This window comes from Streptomyces sp. NPDC102274 (assembly GCF_044766385.1).
Taxonomy (GTDB): Bacteria; Actinomycetota; Actinomycetes; order Streptomycetales; family Streptomycetaceae; genus Streptomyces.
In genome coordinates, this window is sequence record NZ_JBIWLW010000036.1 from 39,990 (window position 1) to 57,101 (window position 17,112).

Sequence of the window (17,112 nt, forward strand, 5' to 3'; positions counted from 1 at the left end):
GAACCGGGCTCGATGACCGGCCGCCGCCCCCGCACAGCGGCTATCGTCCGGATCTCCCGGCCTGAGACCGTCGACGGAGTCAGCATGGAACTGCGCCTGTTCGTGTTCCACCACGCGGGTGGTTCGCATCTGCCCTACCGGGACTGGCCCGGCCGCTTTCCGGCCGGCTGGGAGGTGCGCCCGGTGGACGCCCCCGGCCGCGGTCTGCTCGCGGAGCGCCCCAGCATCGGCGACGCCGACCGGCTCGTCGACCATTTCCGCCGGGAGCTGGACGCCGGGCTCGAGGGGCGGTACGCCCTGTTCGGCCACAGCATGGGTGGTCTCGTCGCCTACGAGCTCACCCGCCGGCTCCTCGCCGAGGGCCGGACCCCGCCCGTCTGGCTGGGGCTGTCGGCCCGCGGAACCCCCCGCCCCGGCGGCGACGGCACCCGCCGGCATCTGCTCCGCGACACCGAACTGCGGCGCGAGCTCGCCGCGATGGGCGGCACGCCCGCCGCCGCCCTGGAGGACCCGGAGCTGTGGAGGCTGTTCGGGCCCGCCATCCGTGCTGATCTGCGGCTGGTGGAGACCTGGCGCCCCGCGCCCGACCCGGTGCCCCTGCCCGTGCCGCTGTCGGTGTTCGGCGGCACCGGCGACACGGTGGCCCCGCCCGCACGGCTCGCCGGATGGGCCGACCGGGCGGAGCACTTCCTCGGCATGCACCTGTTCGAGGGCGGGCACTTCTACTTCCAGCCCGACCCCACCGCGCTCACCGGGCGGATCACCGAGGACATCCGCCGTGCGCTCGCCCTCGCCGCATCCGCCCGCGCGGTGCCGCGGTGAGCGCGGGCGCCCTGGGCCGGCCCTCTCCGGCGGACAGGGCCCGGTGCCCGGGACGCCGGCGGGGGGGGGGGGGGGGGGGGGGGGGGGCCGGGGGCCCCCCCCCCCCCCCCCCCCCCCCCCCCGCCGATGCCGGGGCCAGGCGGTCCAGGACCGTACGGAGCACCTCGTCCTGTGCGTCGACGAGGAAGAAGTGGCCGCCGGGCAGCACGTGGAGGCCGAAGCCGCCCAGGGTGAGGTCCGCCCATGCCTCGACCGCCTCCACCGGGGCCTTGCGGTCGGTGTCGCCGGTGAACGCGGTGACGGGGCAGGTGAGCGGTGCGCCCGGCCGGTAGCGGTAGCGGCGCACCGCCGCGTAGTCCGCGCGCAGCGCCGGCAGGATCATGTCCCGCATCTCCGCGTCGTCGAGGAGGGCGCCGTGGGTGCCGTCCAGCGAGCGGATCTCGGTGATGACTTCGTCGTCGGTGGCGGGCTGCCACTCGTCGCCGCGGTCGAGCAGGGGCGAGCGGCGGCCGGACACGAAGAGCCGGGTGGGTCCGTTGCCCTCGGCCTCCAGCCGGCGGGCGACCTCGAATCCGACGATGGCTCCCATGCTGTGCCCGAACAGGGCGTACGGCCGGTCCGTGACGGTGCGCAGTTCCTCGGCGATCCGGTCGGCGATCAGGCCGATGTCGGCGACGGGCGCTTCGTTGCGCCGGTCCTGCCGGCCGGGGTACTGCACCGCCATCACCTCGACCTTCGGCGACAGGGCCCTGGCCACGGGGAGGTAGAAGCTGGCGGAGCCGCCCGCGTGCGGCAGGCAGACCAGCCGCACCGGCGCCTCGGGGGCCGGCTGGAAGCTTCTGAACCACAGGCCGGCGCCGGGCTTTCCCGTCATGACGTCTCCTAGCTGTTTTCGAGGGGAACCGCGGGCCCTTGCCGTGCGGATGCGGTCCGTTTCACGAGCAGAGGCCCCGCCAGGACGGTCCGCCGCACACCCCCGGCACACCCCTGTGGGGGGGCTCTCCGGGCCCACCGCGCGTACTGCGGCCGCCCGGGGGAATCGCGACGGTCGTGTCGTTCGTGCGGGACGGCGCGGGCGAGGGGTACGTGTCCGGTACCGGAGGCCGTGTCTGCCGCGTCGACCCGCCGCAACCGCTCCTGGACACACCCTTCACCCCCGCGCTCGAATCCCGCTCGAGGAATTGCGGGGGCCGCGTCGACATCAATTGACTTCGGCTTGCTCAGGCGTTCGAATCGCGGTGCGACGCAAGGGCCCATGAAGGGGGAACGCACGTGTCCACCGTGCTCAGCAAAACGGTCCGCGGCAGCGGGGCCGGCTCACTCAAGGAAATACCCGCCCTTGGTTCCGGGAGGGGACTCGGCAGCATCCGTGCTTTCCGGCGCGACCAGATCGGTTTCCTGCGGGGCGGCCTCGAACAGCACGGGGACATTTACCGTTTCCGTCTTTTCAATATGCGTATGGTGATGCTCAATCACCCGGATTACATTCGGCATGTGCTGGTCGACAAGAGCGAGCAGTACGACAAGAACGCGGCCGTCTTCAAGATCGCCCGCCCGGTGCTGCGCGACGGTCTGATCGCCACGCCCGACATGGAACTGTGGCGTCGCCAGCGGCGCATGATGGCGCCGTACTTCACGCCGCGCACCGTGAGCAATTTCGCCCGCAACATGACGGACGAGACGACGAGCATGCTGGGGCGCTGGGAGGAGCGTTCCGATCCGGCCGCCGCGCTGGACGTGACCGACGAGTTCGGCCAGCTCGCCCTGCGCATCGTCAGCAAGTCGCTGTTCAACGCCGAAGTCGGGGACGCGGCCCAGGCGTTCGAGCGGGCCTTCCAGCTCGCCAACACGGTTCTGGGGGACTTCTTCAGCTTCCCGTTCCCGCCGCTGGGCTTCCCCACCCCCAGCCATGTGCGGCTGCGCCGGGCGATCGACCGCATGGACCAGTTCGTCTCCGGGTTCATCAACAAGCGGCTCACGCAGGGCGTCGAGGCCGGTGAAGAGCCGGATCTGCTGTCGCTGTTCCTCAACGCCGTGGACGAGAGGGACGGCAAGGGCATGGACCTGGAGCAGCTGCACCACGAGGTGCTCAACATCTGCGTCGGCGCGTACGAGACGACCACGAACACCCTCGCGTGGGCCTTCTATCTGCTGGCGCGGCACCCGGAGGTGGAGCGGAAGCTGCACGCGGAGGTCGACGGGGTGCTCGGCGAGCGTACGGCGCCGGCGTTCGAGGACCTGCCGGAGCTGACGTACACCCGGATGATCGTCGACGAGGTGCTGCGCATCTACTCCCCCGCCTACCAGTTGATGCGGCGCGCCCGCGAGGACGACGTCATCGACGGCTACCGGGTGCCGGCCGGCACCCAGGTGCTCGTCAACAGCTATCTGCTGCACCGCCATCCGGACTTCTGGCAGGACCCGGAGCGGTTCGACCCGGAGCGGTTCAGCGCCGAGGAGATCGCCAAGCGCCCCCGGCACGCCTATGTCCCGTTCGGCAGCGGCCCCCGGGTGTGCCTGGGCAAGCACTTCGCGCTGACCGAGATCTGCCTCGCCATGGCGACCATCGCTCGCCGTTACCGGCTGGTGTCGCCCCCGGGGGCGCCCGAGGTGCTTCCCGACGCCCTGATCACCCTGCATCCCAAGGGCGGCGTCCACCTGCGGCTGGAGCGCCGCTGATGGGTACGCGGACCGCGCACACGCCGGGCGGTGCCGATCCGCTGCCCGTGCCGGAGATCTTCTGTCCCTTCCCGTACCGGGTGAATCCCCACGCGGACCGGGCGCGGGCGCAGCTCGCCCAGTGGGTGCGCCGCACGGGTCTGGTGCACCGGGAGTTGGCGGCGAGGCGTTTCGACCGGGCGGACTTCGGCTGGTTCGTCTCGGTCGTCCATCCGGGCGCGGAGGGGCGCCGGCTGGAGCTGATGGCCGACTGGTTCGCCTGGCTGTTCCTCGTCGACGACCAGTTGGACGACGGCGGCGCCGGGCGTGACCAGGAGGGACTGGGGCACCTGGTCGACGGCGTGCGGGGCGTGCTGGAGGCGGCGGACTTCGGTGCGGGCGTCCGGCACGACCGGGGCGTGCCGCTGGTGGTGTCGTCGCTGGCCGACCTGTGGTGCAGGACCGCCCCGCAGGCGTCCGTGCGGTGGCGGCGCAGGTTCGTGCGGCACCTGTGGGACTGCCTGGTCGCGGCGACGGTGTGGGAGGCCGGCAACCGGGTCCGGGGCGTCGTCCCGGACGAGGCGGCATACATCGAGCAGCGGCGGCACACCGGCGCCATCTACGTGTGCATGGACCTGATCGAGATCGTCGAGGGCATCGACGTTCCCGGGGACCTCTACGGCAGCGCGGAGTTCACGGCCGCTCTGGACGCCGCCTGCGATGTGGTGTGCTGGACCAACGACGTCTACTCGCTGGACAAGGAACGCGCACTGGGCGAGGTGCACAATCTCGCCTATCTCGTGCAGTACCACCGGGGGCTGGACCGGGAGCGGGCGCTGGAGGAGGTGTGCGCCGCGATCTCGGCGCGGACCGAGCGCTTCCTGGCCGCCGAGAAGGAGCTGCTGGCCGCCCGTCCCGGTGACGCGGCGTCGCTGGTGCCCTATGCCGCGGGCATGCGGACCTGGATCCGCGGCAACCTCGACTGGTCGCGGCGGACCAAGCGCTACCAGGACCCGGCGGCAGGCGCCGCGGACCGTCCCGTCGAGTATGTGGAGCCGTGCCTGATGGGGGTGGCGCGATGACCCTGGCGCTGGCTCCCGACACGAGGGAGGCGTGGGATCTGCTGCGCCGGTACCGGCAGCTCACCGGGCCGCGGGTCCGGCTCGCCGTGGAGAGGCTGGCCGAGCCCGTGCGGACGGCCGCCCTCTTCCACTTCGGCTGGTGCGACGAGAACGGCCGCCCCGCGGACGACGGTTGGGGCAAGGGCGTGCGCGGTGCGCTGGTGCTGGCCGCCGCGCAGGCCGTGGGCGGTCCGGCCGATCAGGCACTGAGCGGCGCCGCGGCGGTGGAGCTGGTGCACAACTTCTCGTTGCTGCACGACGACGTGATGGACGGTGACCGCATGCGCCGCGGACGGCGCACCGCCTGGAGTGTGTTCGGCCAGGCGCAGGCCGTGCTCGCCGGGGACGCGCTGCTGGCGCTCGCGCTCGACACGCTGGCCACCGCACCGGCGCCGCCCGTGAACCCCGCCGCGACGCAGGAACTGTGCCGGGTGCTGCTGGAGCTGGTCGCGGGCCAGGGCCACGACCTTGCGTTCGAGCAGCGCGGGCGGGTGAGCCTGGAGGAGTGCCTGGCCATGGCGGCCGGCAAGACGGCATCACTGCTCGCCGGGGCCTGCGCGCTGGGCGCGCTGTCGGCGGGGGCGGCGCCGCACCAGGTCGCCGGAGTACGCGGGTTCGGGCACCACCTGGGACTGGTGTTCCAGCTCGTCGACGACCTGCTGGGGATCTGGGGGGACAGCCGGAGCACCGGCAAGGTGACGGGCGGGGACCTGCGGCGGCGCAAGAAGTCCCTGCCGGTGGTGGCCGCGCTGAACAGCGGGAGCGAGGCGGGACGGCGCCTCGCGGACCTGTACGGCGGTGCCGGGCCGCTGGACGACGACCAGGTGGCCCGAGCGGCCCTGCTGGTCGAGGAGGCCGGGGGCCGGGACTGGGCCGAGAGGGAGGCGGCACGTCGCTGGGAGCAAGCGGTGGAGCAGCTGTCGCACGCCGGACTGGGACCGGAGGCGGCCCGCGGGCTGCTCGCGCTGGCCGGGCTCGTCACCCGCCGCGATCGCTGACGCGCGCGGGCCCGGCGGCCGAGGCGCGCCGGGCCCTCGTGCGGGCACATCGTGTGGAGCGTGCCGCGGCACGCTCACGAAAAGAGCGCAGGAGAGGGCGAGGACAAGCACATGAGTCGTATCGCGGTGAACAACGACGAAGGGCGCTCCGGGGCCGCGGCTGCCGGGGAAGTCACCGGCGTCGTGCGGGAGTTGGCCGCCGGTGTGCTGGGCGTGGCGCCGGAGTCGGTGGATGTGCGGCGGCCGTTGCGGGAGCTGGGGATGGACTCCACGCGGATCATGGATCTGGCGGCGGAGCTGTCCCGGCGGCTGACGCGGGCCGTTCCGGCCCGGGTGGGGTGTCAGCATCCCTCGGTCGCGGCGCTCTCCGCCTTCCTGACGGACGGGGACTCCTCCGCGCCCACAGGCGAGGGCTCCGCCCCGGCGGACGGTGCCGCATCGCGCGGGGGCGCGGAGCCGGTCGCCGTCGTCGGCATGGGGTGCCGTCTTCCCGATGGCGCCGACGTCTTCGAGGTACTGGGGGAAGGGCTGTCGGGCCGCGCCGACGACGTCGGCGGACCGTTCTGGAACGGTCCGGGCGCCGGCTCGCCGGGCGGGCCCGTCGTGGAATCGGCGCGGAGCGCCCTGGCGCACGCGCGCGTCACCGTCGCGGACCTCGCGGACGCGCGCGTCGGAGTCTTCGTCGGCGCCCGGCCGACCACGGCTTCGCCCGTGCCGGGCGCGGCGGGAGAGGCCGCGCCGCACCGCGATTCGCCCGACGCACCAAACGCCCCGGAGTCACCGGATGGTTCCGTGGGGGCCGTGCGGCTCGCGGACGCGCTCGGGATCCCCCGTCCGGCGCTGTCCATGGCCGCGGGGGGCGACTCCTCGCTCGCCGCCGTCGATCTGGCCGTTCAAAGCCTGCGCGACGGTTCGTGCGGCATCGCGCTGGCCGGTGGTACGGCCGGCCTGCCGCCGGGCGGCCCGATGCGGAACGGCGGCCACGAACGGGCGGCCGGCGGGGTGGTCGTGCTGCGCCGGATCTCCGACGCGCTCGCCGACGGCGACCGTGTCCACGCCGTGATCCACGCAAGTGCCGTCGACGGCCGCACCGCGCGCCTGCGGGGACGGCCGGATCCGGCGCGGGCCGCACGGCACACCGCCGGCGTCGCACTCCCCGAGGTCCCCTGCCCCGACGTGCCCGACACCGGCTGCCCGCCGGACGGGGCGAAGCGCGGCGGGCCCGCCCCGGCGGAGCGGGCGCCCGGCGTCATCGGGCTGCTGCGGGCCGTCGTCGACCTGTGCCTCGGCGGGCCCGCGGCGGGCCGGAGTCCGGCACTCCCCCCTCTCCCCGCCGGCACCGGGGCGGCAGACGCGTCCGCCGCCCCGGGAGGCCACTGGCCGGGCGGGCGCCTGTACCTGGGCGTGCGCGGCCACGGCAACACCCTCAGCCATGTCTCGCTGGAGTCGGCCGCGCCCCGGCAGCGGCTCGTCGTGCCCGTCGCCGCCGCGAACGACGCCGCGCTGCGGCGGTCCGTGCGCGAGGCCGTCGCGCGGCTGGACGCCGGACACATGCCGGACGGGGCGCTTGCCATGCCCGGCGCGGGAGCCCACCGGGTGGTCGCCGCCGGGGACCGGCCGGGCCGGGTACGGGACGAACTGCTCGTACGCCTGAACGACCGGACACCGCCCCCGGCCGGGGGACGTCCCGCGTTGGCCTTCCTGTTCTCGGGCGGGGGGCCGCAGTGGATCGGCACGGGCCGCGCGCTGCTCGCCGAGCCCGCCTTCCGCGCCACGCTGGCCGAGTGCGACCGCGCCGTACGGGCCGTCACCGGCTGGTCGGTGATCGAGGAACTCCTCGCCGACGACGGGCAGAGCCTCGTGCGCACCGACGTCCTGCAGCCCGTCCTGTTCTCTGTGCAGACCGCCCTGGCCCGCACGCTGCGCGCCTGGGGCGTGGAGAGCGACATCGTGCTCGGAGCGAGCATCGGGGAGGCCGCCGCGGCGGTCGCCGCGGGGGCGCTGTCCCTGGAGGAGGGCGCGCGGCTCATCGCCACCTGGTCCGCCCTCGTCGCCGAACGGGCCTCGGGGCACGGCACGCTGACGGTGTGCGACCTGCCGCTGGCGGAGGCCGAACGGTTCAGCGCCCGCAGCGGCGGGCGGGTGTTCGTCGCCAGTCACCTGGCCCCCGGCCAGGTGTGTCTGTCCGGGACGGTGGACGACATGGCCGAGGCCGAGCGCGAGCTGGCCGGCCGGGGCGTCGCCACCCTGCGCACTCCCGTCGACTACGCGGGCCACAGCACACTGCTGGCGGACATGGCCCCCGAGCTGGTCCGCCGTCTCGGCACGCTGGACACCCGGCGCACCCGCGTGCCGTACTGGTCGACGGTGACCCACGGGTTCGCCGACGGCAGGGCACTCGACGCGTCGTACTGGGTGCGCAACATGTGCGAGCCGACCCTGATGGAGGAAGCGGTGCACCGGCTCGCCGAGGAGCAGGCGGTGCGGATCGTCGAGATCTCCCCGCACCCGGTCGCGCTGTTCTCCGTCCGGCAGACACTCGCCGCGCGTGGCGACACCCGGTCCGCCGCGCTGGCGACGGGGCATCGGGACGTGCCCCCGCGGCAGGGCCTCGAGGACCTCGTGGCACAGCTGTGGTGCGACGGCATCGACGTGGACTGGCCCGCAGTCCGCGCGGCGGCACCCGACACGCCCGACACGCCCGACACGCCCGACGCGCCCGACGCGCCCGAGGCGTGCGGGGCGCCCGAGGCGTGCGGGGCCGGTGCGGCGCTCCCGCGTCCGCGTGCCGCGGCCCTCGGGTCAAGGTGAGCGCCCTCCCCCGGGGCGGGGGCCCGGATCGTCGCGTCCGCCGGCGCCGCGGCGGGCGGCGAGTCGGTGGCGGTGATCCCGCACCCCGCGCGGAGTGTGCCGGGGGCCCGCCCCAACCCGGCCCGGCCCAACCCGGCCCGGCAGGACTTCACCCGCCCGGGTGACATGCGTGCCGCTGAACCACCGCGTCCGCCGCACTACCCCGTGATCACTACGAGGTAAGTACTTCACCAGGAGTGATCTGGATGCGCAAACTCGTCCACTGCATCGGAGCCTTTGTCGACGGCTGCATCGCCGGTCCGCGCGGAGAGTCCGATTTCTACCCCGTGGGCGACCAGACACAGGCCGACGCCTACGCGGCCCGGGTCAACGCCTGTTATCCCGAGACCGTCCCCACCTGACTGCGGCCCCGCGTCGGCCTCACCGACACTCCCGGCCGGCGGTTCGACACCGTGGTGATGGGGCACGGCACGTACCGCCCCGCCCTCGACGAGGGCAGCCCGAGCCCGTACGCGCACCTGCGGCAGTACGTGGTGTCCAGCACGATCAGGGACGCCGGTCCCGCGGTGACCGTCGTCGGCGACGACCCGTGCGCGTGGATGCGCGACCTCAAGCGCCAAGAGGACAAGGACATCTGGCTCTGCGGCGGCGGCAGGCCGGCGGGCACGCTCCTGCCCGAACTCGACGAGCTGATCCTCAAGACCTGTCCGGTCACCGCCAAAACCGGGGCGCCGATATTCCACGGCGACTTCAACCCGACCCGGCCGGCCGTCACCGACCGCAAGCCGTTCCCCAACAACGTCACCATCACCTGGCTCACGGCACAGCACCGACCGGGCCCGCCGCGGCGGGGCGGGGCGGGGCCTCGGGGATCCCCCGCGCCCCGCCGCGGGCGGCGAAAGGGCTTCCCGGGGAACGGCACGGGAATGGGCGGGGGCGACACAAGCGCCCCGGCCCGATCGGGTCTCGATCGGGCCGGGGCGGCCCGGTGGGGGGGAACAGGGCGGGTACGGGCCCTTCAGCCGGTCTTGCGGCGGAAGAACCGCTTCTGGCCGGCCGGGCCGCTCATGTTCTTCACCTTCACACGGCCCTTCTCGTGGGCCTCCTGCGCCCTCGACGCCCGGCTATTGCGCTCAAGCGCCTCCTTGAAACGGCGCCTGGCGTCGTCCACTGCGGCATTTCGCTCCGGCGTATCGGACATGCATGCCTCCTGAGCAATCGGCAACAGACCCGCAGTGGCACAAGAACCCGCACACCAGGACGTCCACCCGGGTGCCGGTCCAGGCTCCGACCGGCCTACCGATCACACCGGCTTCCGCTTGAGGGGCGGTCGACTTCCGCTGCAGCTCCGCCCTTCGCTGCGCCGCGTCATCCGCGAGCACATCTGGGCGAGCCGGCTCGCCGGTGCGTACGCCATGGTGGGACCCAACGCCCTCGCCCTGTACGAAGCCCTCATCACCCTGGCCGAACAGGGCGGGTTCAAAGCGCCGCAGGCCTATCGCGCGGTGGGGACGCTGGTGAACCACGCCCTCGGTTCCGCCGCCGACGAGGTGAAATGGCTGACACGGATGCGTGAGGAGGAACTGGGTTACGACGACGTCAAGTCGCTGTGGCTGCCACCGATGCTGGACGCCCTCGGCGACCGGTATCCGCGCATGCGCGCGAACCTCGAAGCCGGTGAGTCCCGGGACTGGGACGACCATTTCTCCTTCGGCCTCAGCTGCCTGGTGAGCGGCATGCGCGCGAAGAGCGGGCAGCCGGCCGTGAACGGCTGACCCGGGCGCGGACGGAACACCCGCGGAGAAACCAGGAGAACCGCCCCCCAAAGCCCCATCACGTCACGCGATGCGGCTCCGTCGCATTCACGGAGAACAAGTGAGGGAGCCGAGCCGGACAACGGATGACGGATGTGAACAGGCCCGGCAACGAAGACCGCTCGCGCCGGGCGACGGCAGCCGTGCCGCAACCCGGCGGCGCAACGCCAAACGTGAGCGGGCAGCAGACCGAGCCGACCACGATCGAGCCATGGCCTGCCCTTTCCCCGGCAGCGTCTCCAGCCCGCAGAAGTACCGGCAGCTCCCAAACGAGGGCAGGGACACCATCGGCGAGCTCCCCCGCCCACCGGGACGACCCCGGCCTCTCCCGGCCCGGCCCCGCGAACGCCCGGCACGAGCTACACACACGAAGGCGGGTTCGCCGACGGAACCAAGACCTTCGGCTCCGAGTTCTCCGGAATACCGCCGCGCGAAGCCCAGCCGATGGACCCGTAGCAGCACCCGGTCCCGGAAACCCCGCGGGAGGCGCTGAAGCGGGCCGGGACACTCCCCGACGTCCCGGCCGGGAGCCGTACCGGTATCCACCCCGGCGCCATGCGCTCCGACGACACCGACGACCAGAGGGACTTCACCCACCCGGACGGCTACCAGGGCACCGGCGTCCCCAGCAGCGTCATCTCCCGTCGCGTCTCCTGCGCGCCGGCCCCCAGGCCCGCCGTCACCATCGACACCACCGGCTCCCCCTCTCTCCCCTCCTCACCCTGCATCACGCCGTCGCCGCGCCGCGCGCCGGGGAGCACGAAACGGCCCTGCCGGGCGGCATCACCGTCATGTCCCCACACCCGCACCGATCGTGGAATCCAGCCGGCTCAAGAACAAGGCGGCAGACGGGAGTAGCAACAACCCCTCCGACGACGCGGAAGGCGCCGGGCTCGTCCGAGAACACAGGCATCCTCATCCTGAAACGCCTGCCGGCCACCCGGCGCAACGGAGACGAGATCCTCACCGTCATCAAGGACTCCACCATCAACCAGGACAGCCGCAACCAGGGCCTCACCACACCCAACAGCCCCTCCCGGACAGGCAGAACCACCGAGGGCCAGACCAGGCCAGGCACGGCGCAGAGCGCAGAGCGCAGAGCGCAGGGCCCGCCGGCCCGGAGCCGTCCCCGGGAAGGGACAGGCGAGGACCGCGTGTTCAGGCCGCACGCGGGCCAATGTCCGGACACGCGGCACACCCCACCAGCCACCCCGGCACGGCCCGTTCAACGGACGGGGACACGGTCCGCGTCACCGATGGCGGGGGCACGGTCCGCGTCACCGATGGCGGGGGCACGGTCCGCGTCACCGATGGCGGGGGCGTCCTCGGGCGGGCCGGTACGGTACCGGGCGAGGTCCGTGGCGGGCACGAGGACCGGCAGCAGCTGGTCCCACACTCCCGCGGTACCGCGGCCGGGATCAAGGTGCGGTGATCCGGTCACGGCAAGGACCGCGATGCCGCAGACCGCGGCGCAGACCAGCGTCTGAAGACCCTCCCGCGGCTGCCCCTCGCGCAGCAGACCCTGGGTGCGGGCCCGTGCGAGCAGGTCCAGCGCCTCCGCGGTCCACGACTGGTGGAAGTCCCCGGCGGAGGGACGGCCTCCGGCACACTCGACGGCGATCCGGAAACTGGCGCGCAGCACCGGGTCCTGCCGCAGCGCGCGGGCCAGCAGATGGGTCAGATCGATCAGGGACTGCACCGGCGGGGCGTTCTGCCGCCGCTGGGCCCCGGCGAAGTCGCGCAGGAGCGCCTGGGCGCATTCCTCGACGGCGTCGAGGAGACCGTCCTTGGAGGCGAAGTGGAAGTACAGCGCCCCCTTGGTCACCCCCGCCGAGGCCGCGATCTGCTCCAGCGTCGCTTCGGCGTAGCCCTTGCGGTCGAACATTTCCGCGCCCGCGCGGACAAGGCCGCGGCGGGTCCGTACCGACCTGGTCTGCATAACAGCTGCCTCCCCCTCCCCCTCCGGTTCCAGGGCGATATGACACCCGGTCAGCCGACGCGGCTGAGGCGCTCTCCCCCGGCCCGCGCGGGTTCCGGCGCCAGTTCCGGCCCGGACGTCAGGACCGAGCGCTGCAGCCGGCGCAGCCCCGCGGAGGGCTCCAGGCCCAGCTCCCGGACGAGGGCCGTACGCAGCCGCTGATAGACACCGAGTGCCTCGCTGCGGCGGCCGGAACGGTGCAGGGCGACCATGAGCTGGCCGTGCAGCGTCTCGTGGGTACGGTGACGCTGCACAAGCACAGTGAGCTCACCGAGGAGTTCACGGTGCCGCCCAAGGCGCAGATCGGCCTCGATACGCTGATCCAGAGCACAAAGACGGGACTCCTCCAGACGGCGGACCTCCATCTGCACCTGCACTCCGGCCTGGACATCGGCCAGGGCACTGCCGCGCCACAGCCCAAGAGCCTCACGGAGCCGGCGCGCGGCGCCCGGAAAGTCACCGGCGTCCATGGCACGGTATCCGCTACCGGCCAGCCGCTCGAACTCACGGGCGTCACGGACACCGCCACAGGTATGCAGGATGTAGCCGCCCGGCGAGGTAGCCAGAACATCCTTGGCGGTACGCCCCGCGGCACCCTCCGGATCACCACGCAGAGCAACCGATATCAGCTCACGCAACTGCAGCACATAGGTCTGCAGAGTGGTACGCGCACTGCGCGGCGGACACTCCCCCCACAACTCCTCGATGAGCACCCCCACCGGCACGACCTGATCGGCCCGCAAAGACAGCACAGCCAGCACCTGACGCGGCTTCGGCGCCGTCGGCGTGATGGATGCCCCGTTCTCCCGGACAGCCAGCGCCCCCAGTACATCGATATCCATACGATCTCCCCTGTTGATACGCGGTCGCCCGATCGTGGCCCTCAGCAGGAACAGCAACTCGACGCCACCATGAAAAAACAGGCCGGACGGTTTGTCAATACCAAACCAGTCATGCGGTTTTAAACGCCTACCCCCCACCCCACATCCAGGACAACACCCCACAAAACAGGGATACAACAGAGAACGACACCCTCCGGACCACCAGACCGGGAGGACACCGCACACCCTAAACAGGGAAACAAAGAGACCCTACGGTCTGTTTACGGGGTGGAGATACGCCACCCCCCACCCTCCCAACCCCCATGAAACCGGCCCCACGCGACCAGGAGGACGGAGAAAGACCCCGTGCACCGGGACCCAGAAGGCCGGGACCGGCGGGTTTTTCCCGCGCCCCGCCGGCCGGGACGGCAGGAGCCCCCAAAAGCGGCCGGGCAGCCACCCGGGGCCGGGGACACGGGATACGGGATACGGGATACGCCGCACCAGGCCGAGCGGGACCGACGGACAGGGAGATGCCCACGGCCGCGCCCGCACTGCCGCAGCGGCGACGGCAGGCCTCGAGACGCCCGGCGCCGGCGCCCGGGAACGGCCACAAACACCGCGCGGCCGCGGGAAACGGCGGCCGATATCACCAAAGAGAGGGCGACCCTACCGACCGGGATCAGTAAGACACCACCACCCACCCCCCTGGACACGCCCCACCCACATACCGGAACCCGACACCCCCACCCGGCATCCAGGTCTCCCGGAGCCGACGACGAACACGGCAGCAATCCGGCACTTCCCACACGCCTCGACCACTGCCCGGCACCACACAGCCCACCCCCACCCCCTCACGGCCGCCGCCGCACAGCGCGAAACCCGCCCCCACACGACACCCCCGGCAACGCAGCTCATCAAAACGATGCCTTCGTAACGTGGATGCCGGCATCTGGTGCCGTAGGTGAGGCCGGGAACAGGAGCTCGTTAGCGGAGGCCGTTGGTGATCGAGATCAGCAAGGTGGCCGCCTTCCTCCGCCAGGACATCGGCAAGGACGAACACCACGGGCGGGGCCTGACCCCGGCCGGCAAGACCGTCTTCGACAAGCGGCTGCCCAACAGCGAGCCCAAGCTGCGGGCACTGTTCGACAAGCTGAGCGCGAAGTACGGCACCGTGCTGGTGATCGTCGACCAGCCCGCCAACATCGGCGCTCTGCCGCTGGCCGTCGCCCCCGACGCGGGCTGCCTGGTCGCCTACCTGCCCGCCTGACCATGCGCCGCATCGCCGACCTTTACCCCGGCGAGGCCAAGACCGACGCCCGTGACGCGTTCATCATCGCCGCCCCCCCCCGCAGACCGGACAGCTCTCCACCGAACCCAGCAAAAAACAGCACAGACGGTTTGTCAACGAGACGCCACCCACACCACCCCAAACCACCCCCCACCGAGCCTCCAGAACCCCACCAGACCTTCAACAAACCCCACAGAAGCACAACCCGCACGGGCGGAGAGGGCCGCGGCCGCGGCCGACGACGGGCTGTTCGTGGCCGTCGACGAGACCGGCTCCCTGGGCCGGTACCGCCGGGACCGCACCCCTGGACGGCATCCCCGACACCGCACACGTGCACGCCGTCTATGTCGCCCCGGCGCACCGCGGTCCGGACGGTCCGGCACAGACGCTGATGGAAGCGGCAGTCGACTTCGCACGCGAGCACACCGATTGCGCCTGGCTCACCCTGGGGGTGCGCGCGAGGACAATCACCGCGCCATGGCCTTTTACCGACGCATCGGGTTCCACGACCTCGGGAAGACCGTCCCGTACCCGCTGGACTCCACCAAGGTCTTGCGCATTCTGGGCTGCCCCGACTTCCGTGTCTCCCGGGTTCCTGACATAGCGCCGACTTCTGACATCAACACCGGTTTCCCGGTCCGTTCCTACTCGGACCCCCGCGACGGCCGAGGGATGGAAAATCCTGCTCCGGTACGCGACTTGGCACCTCCTGCGCCAACTACGCCGTCGTAGCCGCGGCAAGGACATCACGCACTACCAGCTCACGGTCGCGCGACAACATCTGCGGGCGGCGGTCTATCTCCTGAACTGGCTCGAGGGTCAGAACCTGACCCTCGCCTCCTGCCGACAGACCGACCTCGAACGCTGGATGACCAGCGACGACGTCCGGCTTCGCCAGGAGGCGGGCACTTCGTGCGCTGGACCCTCGGCCAAAAGATCACCCGTGATCTCAGCTTCCCAGCCGTCAGATGGAACGGCCCCTCGCAGCCGATGGACGACGAAGCCCCCTGGGCCACCGCCCGCCGCCTGCCGCCTGCCGCCTGCCGCCTGCCGCCTGCCGCACGACAACACCCTCACGCCTCGCCGGACTGCTGTTGCTCCTCATCTATGCCCAGTGGCCCGCAGCGATCTCCCGGCTGTCCGTCGACCATATCGAGGAGGCGGACGGAGCGGTCCGCATTCGCCTCGGCACCGTCCCAGTCGAGCTTCCCGTACTCGTCGCTGAACTGGCGCTCCAACAGGCCAAGGTTCGCCGCAGCCATGCCGTCCTCGGCCGCACAGACTCACCCTGGCTCTTCCCCCGCGGCCAGCCCGGCCGCCCGATCAGCGCTTGGAAGCCGAAGGCCGCTTGCACGTCCGGTGAACTGCGAAAACCCTCACCAAGTTCGATCCGCGTTCGACCTCGGACCATAAACGACAAGCTGACCGGGACCGACGCCCCCGACCGCAGCCGCCGTCCGACCGTCCGTGTGTCCCGGTGCTGTGGCTACGCTTCCGTGTGTCCGCGTGGCTGCTGCTCGTCGACAGAGGTCTTCTGCTCCCGGTAGTCGCGCGGCGGCAGGCCGTACGCTGTGCGGAAGGCGCGTGTGAACGCCGCATGGTGGGTGAAGCCCCAGCGTGTGCCGATCCGATGGACAGGTACGGCGCGCATCGCGGGGTCGGCCAGATCACGGCGGGCGCCCTCCAGACGACGCCGGCGGACCCAGTCGGCGACGGTCGTCTCCTGCGTCTGGAACAGCCGGTGGAGATGGCCGACCGACACCTGATGCGCCTCGGCGATCTTCCTCGGTGTGAGATCCGGATCGTGCAAGTGCCGCTGTGCGTATGCCTGGACACGCAGGACCAGGGTGCGTTGACGCGACTCGGACGGCACACGGTCGTCGGCGTCGAGATGGTGGGCCAGTGTCGCGTTGAAGAGGTCGGTCAGGACTGTTTCCAGCCGGGGCCCGTCGGTGGGCCGGAAGGAGGCGGTCTCACGCACCACCCGGGTGAGAAAGCCCGCCAGCAGGGCCCCGATCCCTCCTGCCCCGGCAGCCGCCGGGTCAACAGACGAGCGGTCCGGTCCACGGGCAGCGGCACCAGCGCCTTGGGAACCTCAAGCCCCACCGCGTACATCGCGCCGTCCGGCTCACGTCCGGCAGTGCTCGGCCTGCCGTCGGCGATCGGACGCGCCGGGGCCGGGGTGAGCCGGTGTTCAGGGGGCGCGGAGGCCCGAAAGTCGTAAGGGCGCGAGGTGTCGATCACATACATGTCGTACGCCCCATGCGCGGCTTCCTGGTCCCCCTGGGCGATCTCCAGCGTTCCACGGAGCGGGAGCGAGAGGTGGTAGAACTCCGGGTCGAACTCCCGGATCATCCTCATGCTCCGCCGCAGACGCAACGGCGCCGACACGGTGACCGGCCACACGACCGCGGCGCCAAGCCTGATGACCCGTATTTCCGCCCGTAACTCAGCGTCGGAATCACAGCTTAGTTCGTGCGGGCACACCGTCTTCGCCAGGCACTCCCGCAGATAGTCGAACCGCTCCGCCGCAGGCACGTCCTCAGTACGAAGAGTTGACTCGATCATCCATTCCCCCGGTGCATGGTGCGGATCAAGGCCCGGAGAGAGAACTCCCGGCACGCCACCATCATTCCGGCAGCAGCATGACCACGACAGGCGAACCGTGGGCCAGGATCCGTCGCGCGCGGCGTGAAGTCCGCCGAGTGTGGTCCTTGGGGTCTTGGAAGTACATGAGGTGACCCCCCAGCGTTATCGAGGGTTCAGTTCGAGAATCGGTATGTTGTCGCTGGTTGGGA

17 protein-coding genes and 2 pseudogenes are annotated in these 17,112 nt (G+C 71.9%); 10 read left to right on the top strand and 9 right to left on the bottom strand.

Annotation, left to right across the window (positions count from 1 at the left end; genetic code table 11):
- Positions 1-84: 84 nt before the first annotated feature.
- Complete coding sequence (locus ACIRQP_RS34225) at positions 85-822, top strand: thioesterase II family protein (protein ID WP_403897329.1); 738 nt, start codon at positions 85-87, stop codon at positions 820-822.
- Here ACIRQP_RS34225 and ACIRQP_RS34230 read toward each other — a convergent pair.
- Together ACIRQP_RS34230 and ACIRQP_RS34235 are read right to left on the bottom strand one after the other, a co-directional pair.
- The gene (locus tag ACIRQP_RS34230; protein WP_403897332.1) at positions 761-1,696 is read right to left on the bottom strand and encodes a thioesterase II family protein; all 936 of its coding nucleotides are present in this window, start codon (positions 1,694-1,696) and stop codon (positions 761-763) included. The two genes, ACIRQP_RS34225 and ACIRQP_RS34230, sit on opposite strands and share 62 nt — an antisense overlap.
- A 443-nt stretch (positions 1,697-2,139) precedes the next feature.
- Positions 2,140-2,316, bottom strand: coding sequence for a hypothetical protein (locus tag ACIRQP_RS34235; protein WP_403897430.1), 177 nt, complete (start codon positions 2,314-2,316; stop codon positions 2,140-2,142).
- Between ACIRQP_RS34235 and ACIRQP_RS34240 the strand changes: the two genes are divergently transcribed.
- From ACIRQP_RS34240 to ACIRQP_RS34260, 5 genes are all read left to right on the top strand, one after another.
- Positions 2,287-3,501 carry a cytochrome P450 gene (locus ACIRQP_RS34240; RefSeq protein WP_403897419.1) on the top strand — a complete coding sequence of 405 codons (1,215 nt, stop codon included), beginning with the start codon at positions 2,287-2,289 and terminating at the stop codon, positions 3,499-3,501. The genes ACIRQP_RS34235 and ACIRQP_RS34240 overlap by 30 nt on opposite strands.
- Positions 3,501-4,562, top strand: a complete 1,062-nt coding sequence (locus tag ACIRQP_RS34245; protein ID WP_403897335.1) for a terpene cyclase — start codon at positions 3,501-3,503, stop codon at positions 4,560-4,562. The genes ACIRQP_RS34240 and ACIRQP_RS34245 overlap by 1 nt, the downstream gene beginning before the upstream one ends.
- Positions 4,559-5,599, top strand: a complete 1,041-nt coding sequence (locus ACIRQP_RS34250) for a polyprenyl synthetase family protein (RefSeq protein ID WP_403897338.1) — start codon at positions 4,559-4,561, stop codon at positions 5,597-5,599. Before ACIRQP_RS34245 ends, ACIRQP_RS34250 begins: the two co-directional genes overlap by 4 nt.
- A 111-nt stretch (positions 5,600-5,710) precedes the next feature.
- Positions 5,711-8,410, top strand: coding sequence for an acyltransferase domain-containing protein (locus ACIRQP_RS34255; RefSeq protein ID WP_403897340.1), 2,700 nt, complete (start codon positions 5,711-5,713; stop codon positions 8,408-8,410).
- A gap of 245 nt (positions 8,411-8,655) precedes the next feature.
- On the top strand, positions 8,656-8,811 hold the full coding sequence (locus ACIRQP_RS34260; protein ID WP_403897342.1) for a hypothetical protein: 156 nt from the start codon (positions 8,656-8,658) through the stop codon (positions 8,809-8,811).
- A gap of 617 nt (positions 8,812-9,428) precedes the next feature.
- On the opposite strand, the gene ACIRQP_RS34265 is transcribed toward ACIRQP_RS34260, so the two are convergent.
- Positions 9,429-9,611, bottom strand: coding sequence for a DUF5302 domain-containing protein (locus ACIRQP_RS34265; RefSeq protein ID WP_403897345.1), 183 nt, complete (start codon positions 9,609-9,611; stop codon positions 9,429-9,431).
- A gap of 118 nt (positions 9,612-9,729) precedes the next feature.
- Here ACIRQP_RS34265 and ACIRQP_RS34270 point away from each other — a divergent pair, with 118 nt between their 5' ends.
- Positions 9,730-10,185: a TetR/AcrR family transcriptional regulator C-terminal domain-containing protein gene (locus tag ACIRQP_RS34270; protein ID WP_403897348.1), complete on the top strand. Its 456-nt coding sequence runs from the start codon at positions 9,730-9,732 to the stop codon at positions 10,183-10,185.
- Between the two features lie 255 nt (positions 10,186-10,440).
- Positions 10,441-10,680 (top strand): beta-ketoacyl synthase N-terminal-like domain-containing protein, encoded by a 240-nt coding sequence (locus tag ACIRQP_RS34275; RefSeq protein ID WP_403897422.1) that lies wholly within the window; start codon positions 10,441-10,443, stop codon positions 10,678-10,680.
- A gap of 149 nt (positions 10,681-10,829) precedes the next feature.
- Here ACIRQP_RS34275 and ACIRQP_RS34280 read toward each other — a convergent pair whose 3' ends face one another.
- The 3 genes from ACIRQP_RS34280 to ACIRQP_RS34290 form a co-directional block, all read right to left on the bottom strand.
- Positions 10,830-11,027, bottom strand: coding sequence for a hypothetical protein (locus tag ACIRQP_RS34280; RefSeq protein ID WP_403897350.1), 198 nt, complete (start codon positions 11,025-11,027; stop codon positions 10,830-10,832).
- A gap of 422 nt (positions 11,028-11,449) precedes the next feature.
- Positions 11,450-12,163, bottom strand: coding sequence for a ScbR family autoregulator-binding transcription factor (locus ACIRQP_RS34285; RefSeq protein WP_403897353.1), 714 nt, complete (start codon positions 12,161-12,163; stop codon positions 11,450-11,452).
- A gap of 50 nt (positions 12,164-12,213) precedes the next feature.
- Complete coding sequence (locus tag ACIRQP_RS34290; protein ID WP_403897356.1) at positions 12,214-13,044, bottom strand: BTAD domain-containing putative transcriptional regulator; 831 nt, start codon at positions 13,042-13,044, stop codon at positions 12,214-12,216.
- A gap of 982 nt (positions 13,045-14,026) precedes the next feature.
- Between ACIRQP_RS34290 and ACIRQP_RS34295 the strand changes: the two are divergent.
- Both ACIRQP_RS34295 and ACIRQP_RS34300 read left to right on the top strand, forming a co-directional pair.
- Positions 14,027-14,376: pseudogene (locus ACIRQP_RS34295) on the top strand (IS110 family transposase); the annotation flags it as partial.
- Positions 14,377-14,606: 230 nt separating this feature from the next.
- Positions 14,607-14,918 (top strand): annotated as a pseudogene (locus ACIRQP_RS34300) (GNAT family N-acetyltransferase); the annotation flags it as partial.
- 469 nt (positions 14,919-15,387) lie between these two features.
- Here the strand turns inward: ACIRQP_RS34300 and ACIRQP_RS34305 are convergent.
- The 3 genes from ACIRQP_RS34305 to ACIRQP_RS34315 form a co-directional block, all read right to left on the bottom strand.
- A complete protein-coding gene (locus ACIRQP_RS34305) occupies positions 15,388-15,576 on the bottom strand; it encodes a hypothetical protein (protein WP_403897358.1) in 189 nt (62 codons plus the stop codon).
- Between the two features lie 224 nt (positions 15,577-15,800).
- Positions 15,801-16,295: a helix-turn-helix domain-containing protein gene (locus tag ACIRQP_RS34310; protein ID WP_403897361.1), complete on the bottom strand. Its 495-nt coding sequence runs from the start codon at positions 16,293-16,295 to the stop codon at positions 15,801-15,803.
- Positions 16,238-16,882 (bottom strand): hypothetical protein, encoded by a 645-nt coding sequence (locus tag ACIRQP_RS34315; RefSeq protein WP_403897364.1) that lies wholly within the window; start codon positions 16,880-16,882, stop codon positions 16,238-16,240. The genes ACIRQP_RS34310 and ACIRQP_RS34315 overlap by 58 nt, the downstream gene beginning before the upstream one ends.
- Positions 16,883-17,112 lie beyond the last annotated feature (230 nt).

Coding starts and splice junctions, on each gene's coding strand:
- ACIRQP_RS34225 (WP_403897329.1), top strand. CDS start 85: ATGGAACTGCGCCTGTTCGTGTTCCACCACGCGGGTGGTTCGCATCTG.
- ACIRQP_RS34230 (WP_403897332.1), bottom strand. CDS start 1,696: ATGACGGGAAAGCCCGGCGCCGGCCTGTGGTTCAGAAGCTTCCAGCCG.
- ACIRQP_RS34240 (WP_403897419.1), top strand. CDS start 2,287: ATGCTCAATCACCCGGATTACATTCGGCATGTGCTGGTCGACAAGAGC.
- ACIRQP_RS34235 (WP_403897430.1), bottom strand. CDS start 2,316: ATGCCGAATGTAATCCGGGTGATTGAGCATCACCATACGCATATTGAA.
- ACIRQP_RS34245 (WP_403897335.1), top strand. CDS start 3,501: ATGGGTACGCGGACCGCGCACACGCCGGGCGGTGCCGATCCGCTGCCC.
- ACIRQP_RS34250 (WP_403897338.1), top strand. CDS start 4,559: ATGACCCTGGCGCTGGCTCCCGACACGAGGGAGGCGTGGGATCTGCTG.
- ACIRQP_RS34255 (WP_403897340.1), top strand. CDS start 5,711: ATGAGTCGTATCGCGGTGAACAACGACGAAGGGCGCTCCGGGGCCGCG.
- ACIRQP_RS34260 (WP_403897342.1), top strand. CDS start 8,656: ATGCGCAAACTCGTCCACTGCATCGGAGCCTTTGTCGACGGCTGCATC.
- ACIRQP_RS34265 (WP_403897345.1), bottom strand. CDS start 9,611: ATGTCCGATACGCCGGAGCGAAATGCCGCAGTGGACGACGCCAGGCGC.
- ACIRQP_RS34285 (WP_403897353.1), bottom strand. CDS start 12,163: ATGCAGACCAGGTCGGTACGGACCCGCCGCGGCCTTGTCCGCGCGGGC.
- ACIRQP_RS34290 (WP_403897356.1), bottom strand. CDS start 13,044: ATGGATATCGATGTACTGGGGGCGCTGGCTGTCCGGGAGAACGGGGCA.
- ACIRQP_RS34305 (WP_403897358.1), bottom strand. CDS start 15,576: ATGGCTGCGGCGAACCTTGGCCTGTTGGAGCGCCAGTTCAGCGACGAG.
- ACIRQP_RS34315 (WP_403897364.1), bottom strand. CDS start 16,882: ATGATCGAGTCAACTCTTCGTACTGAGGACGTGCCTGCGGCGGAGCGG.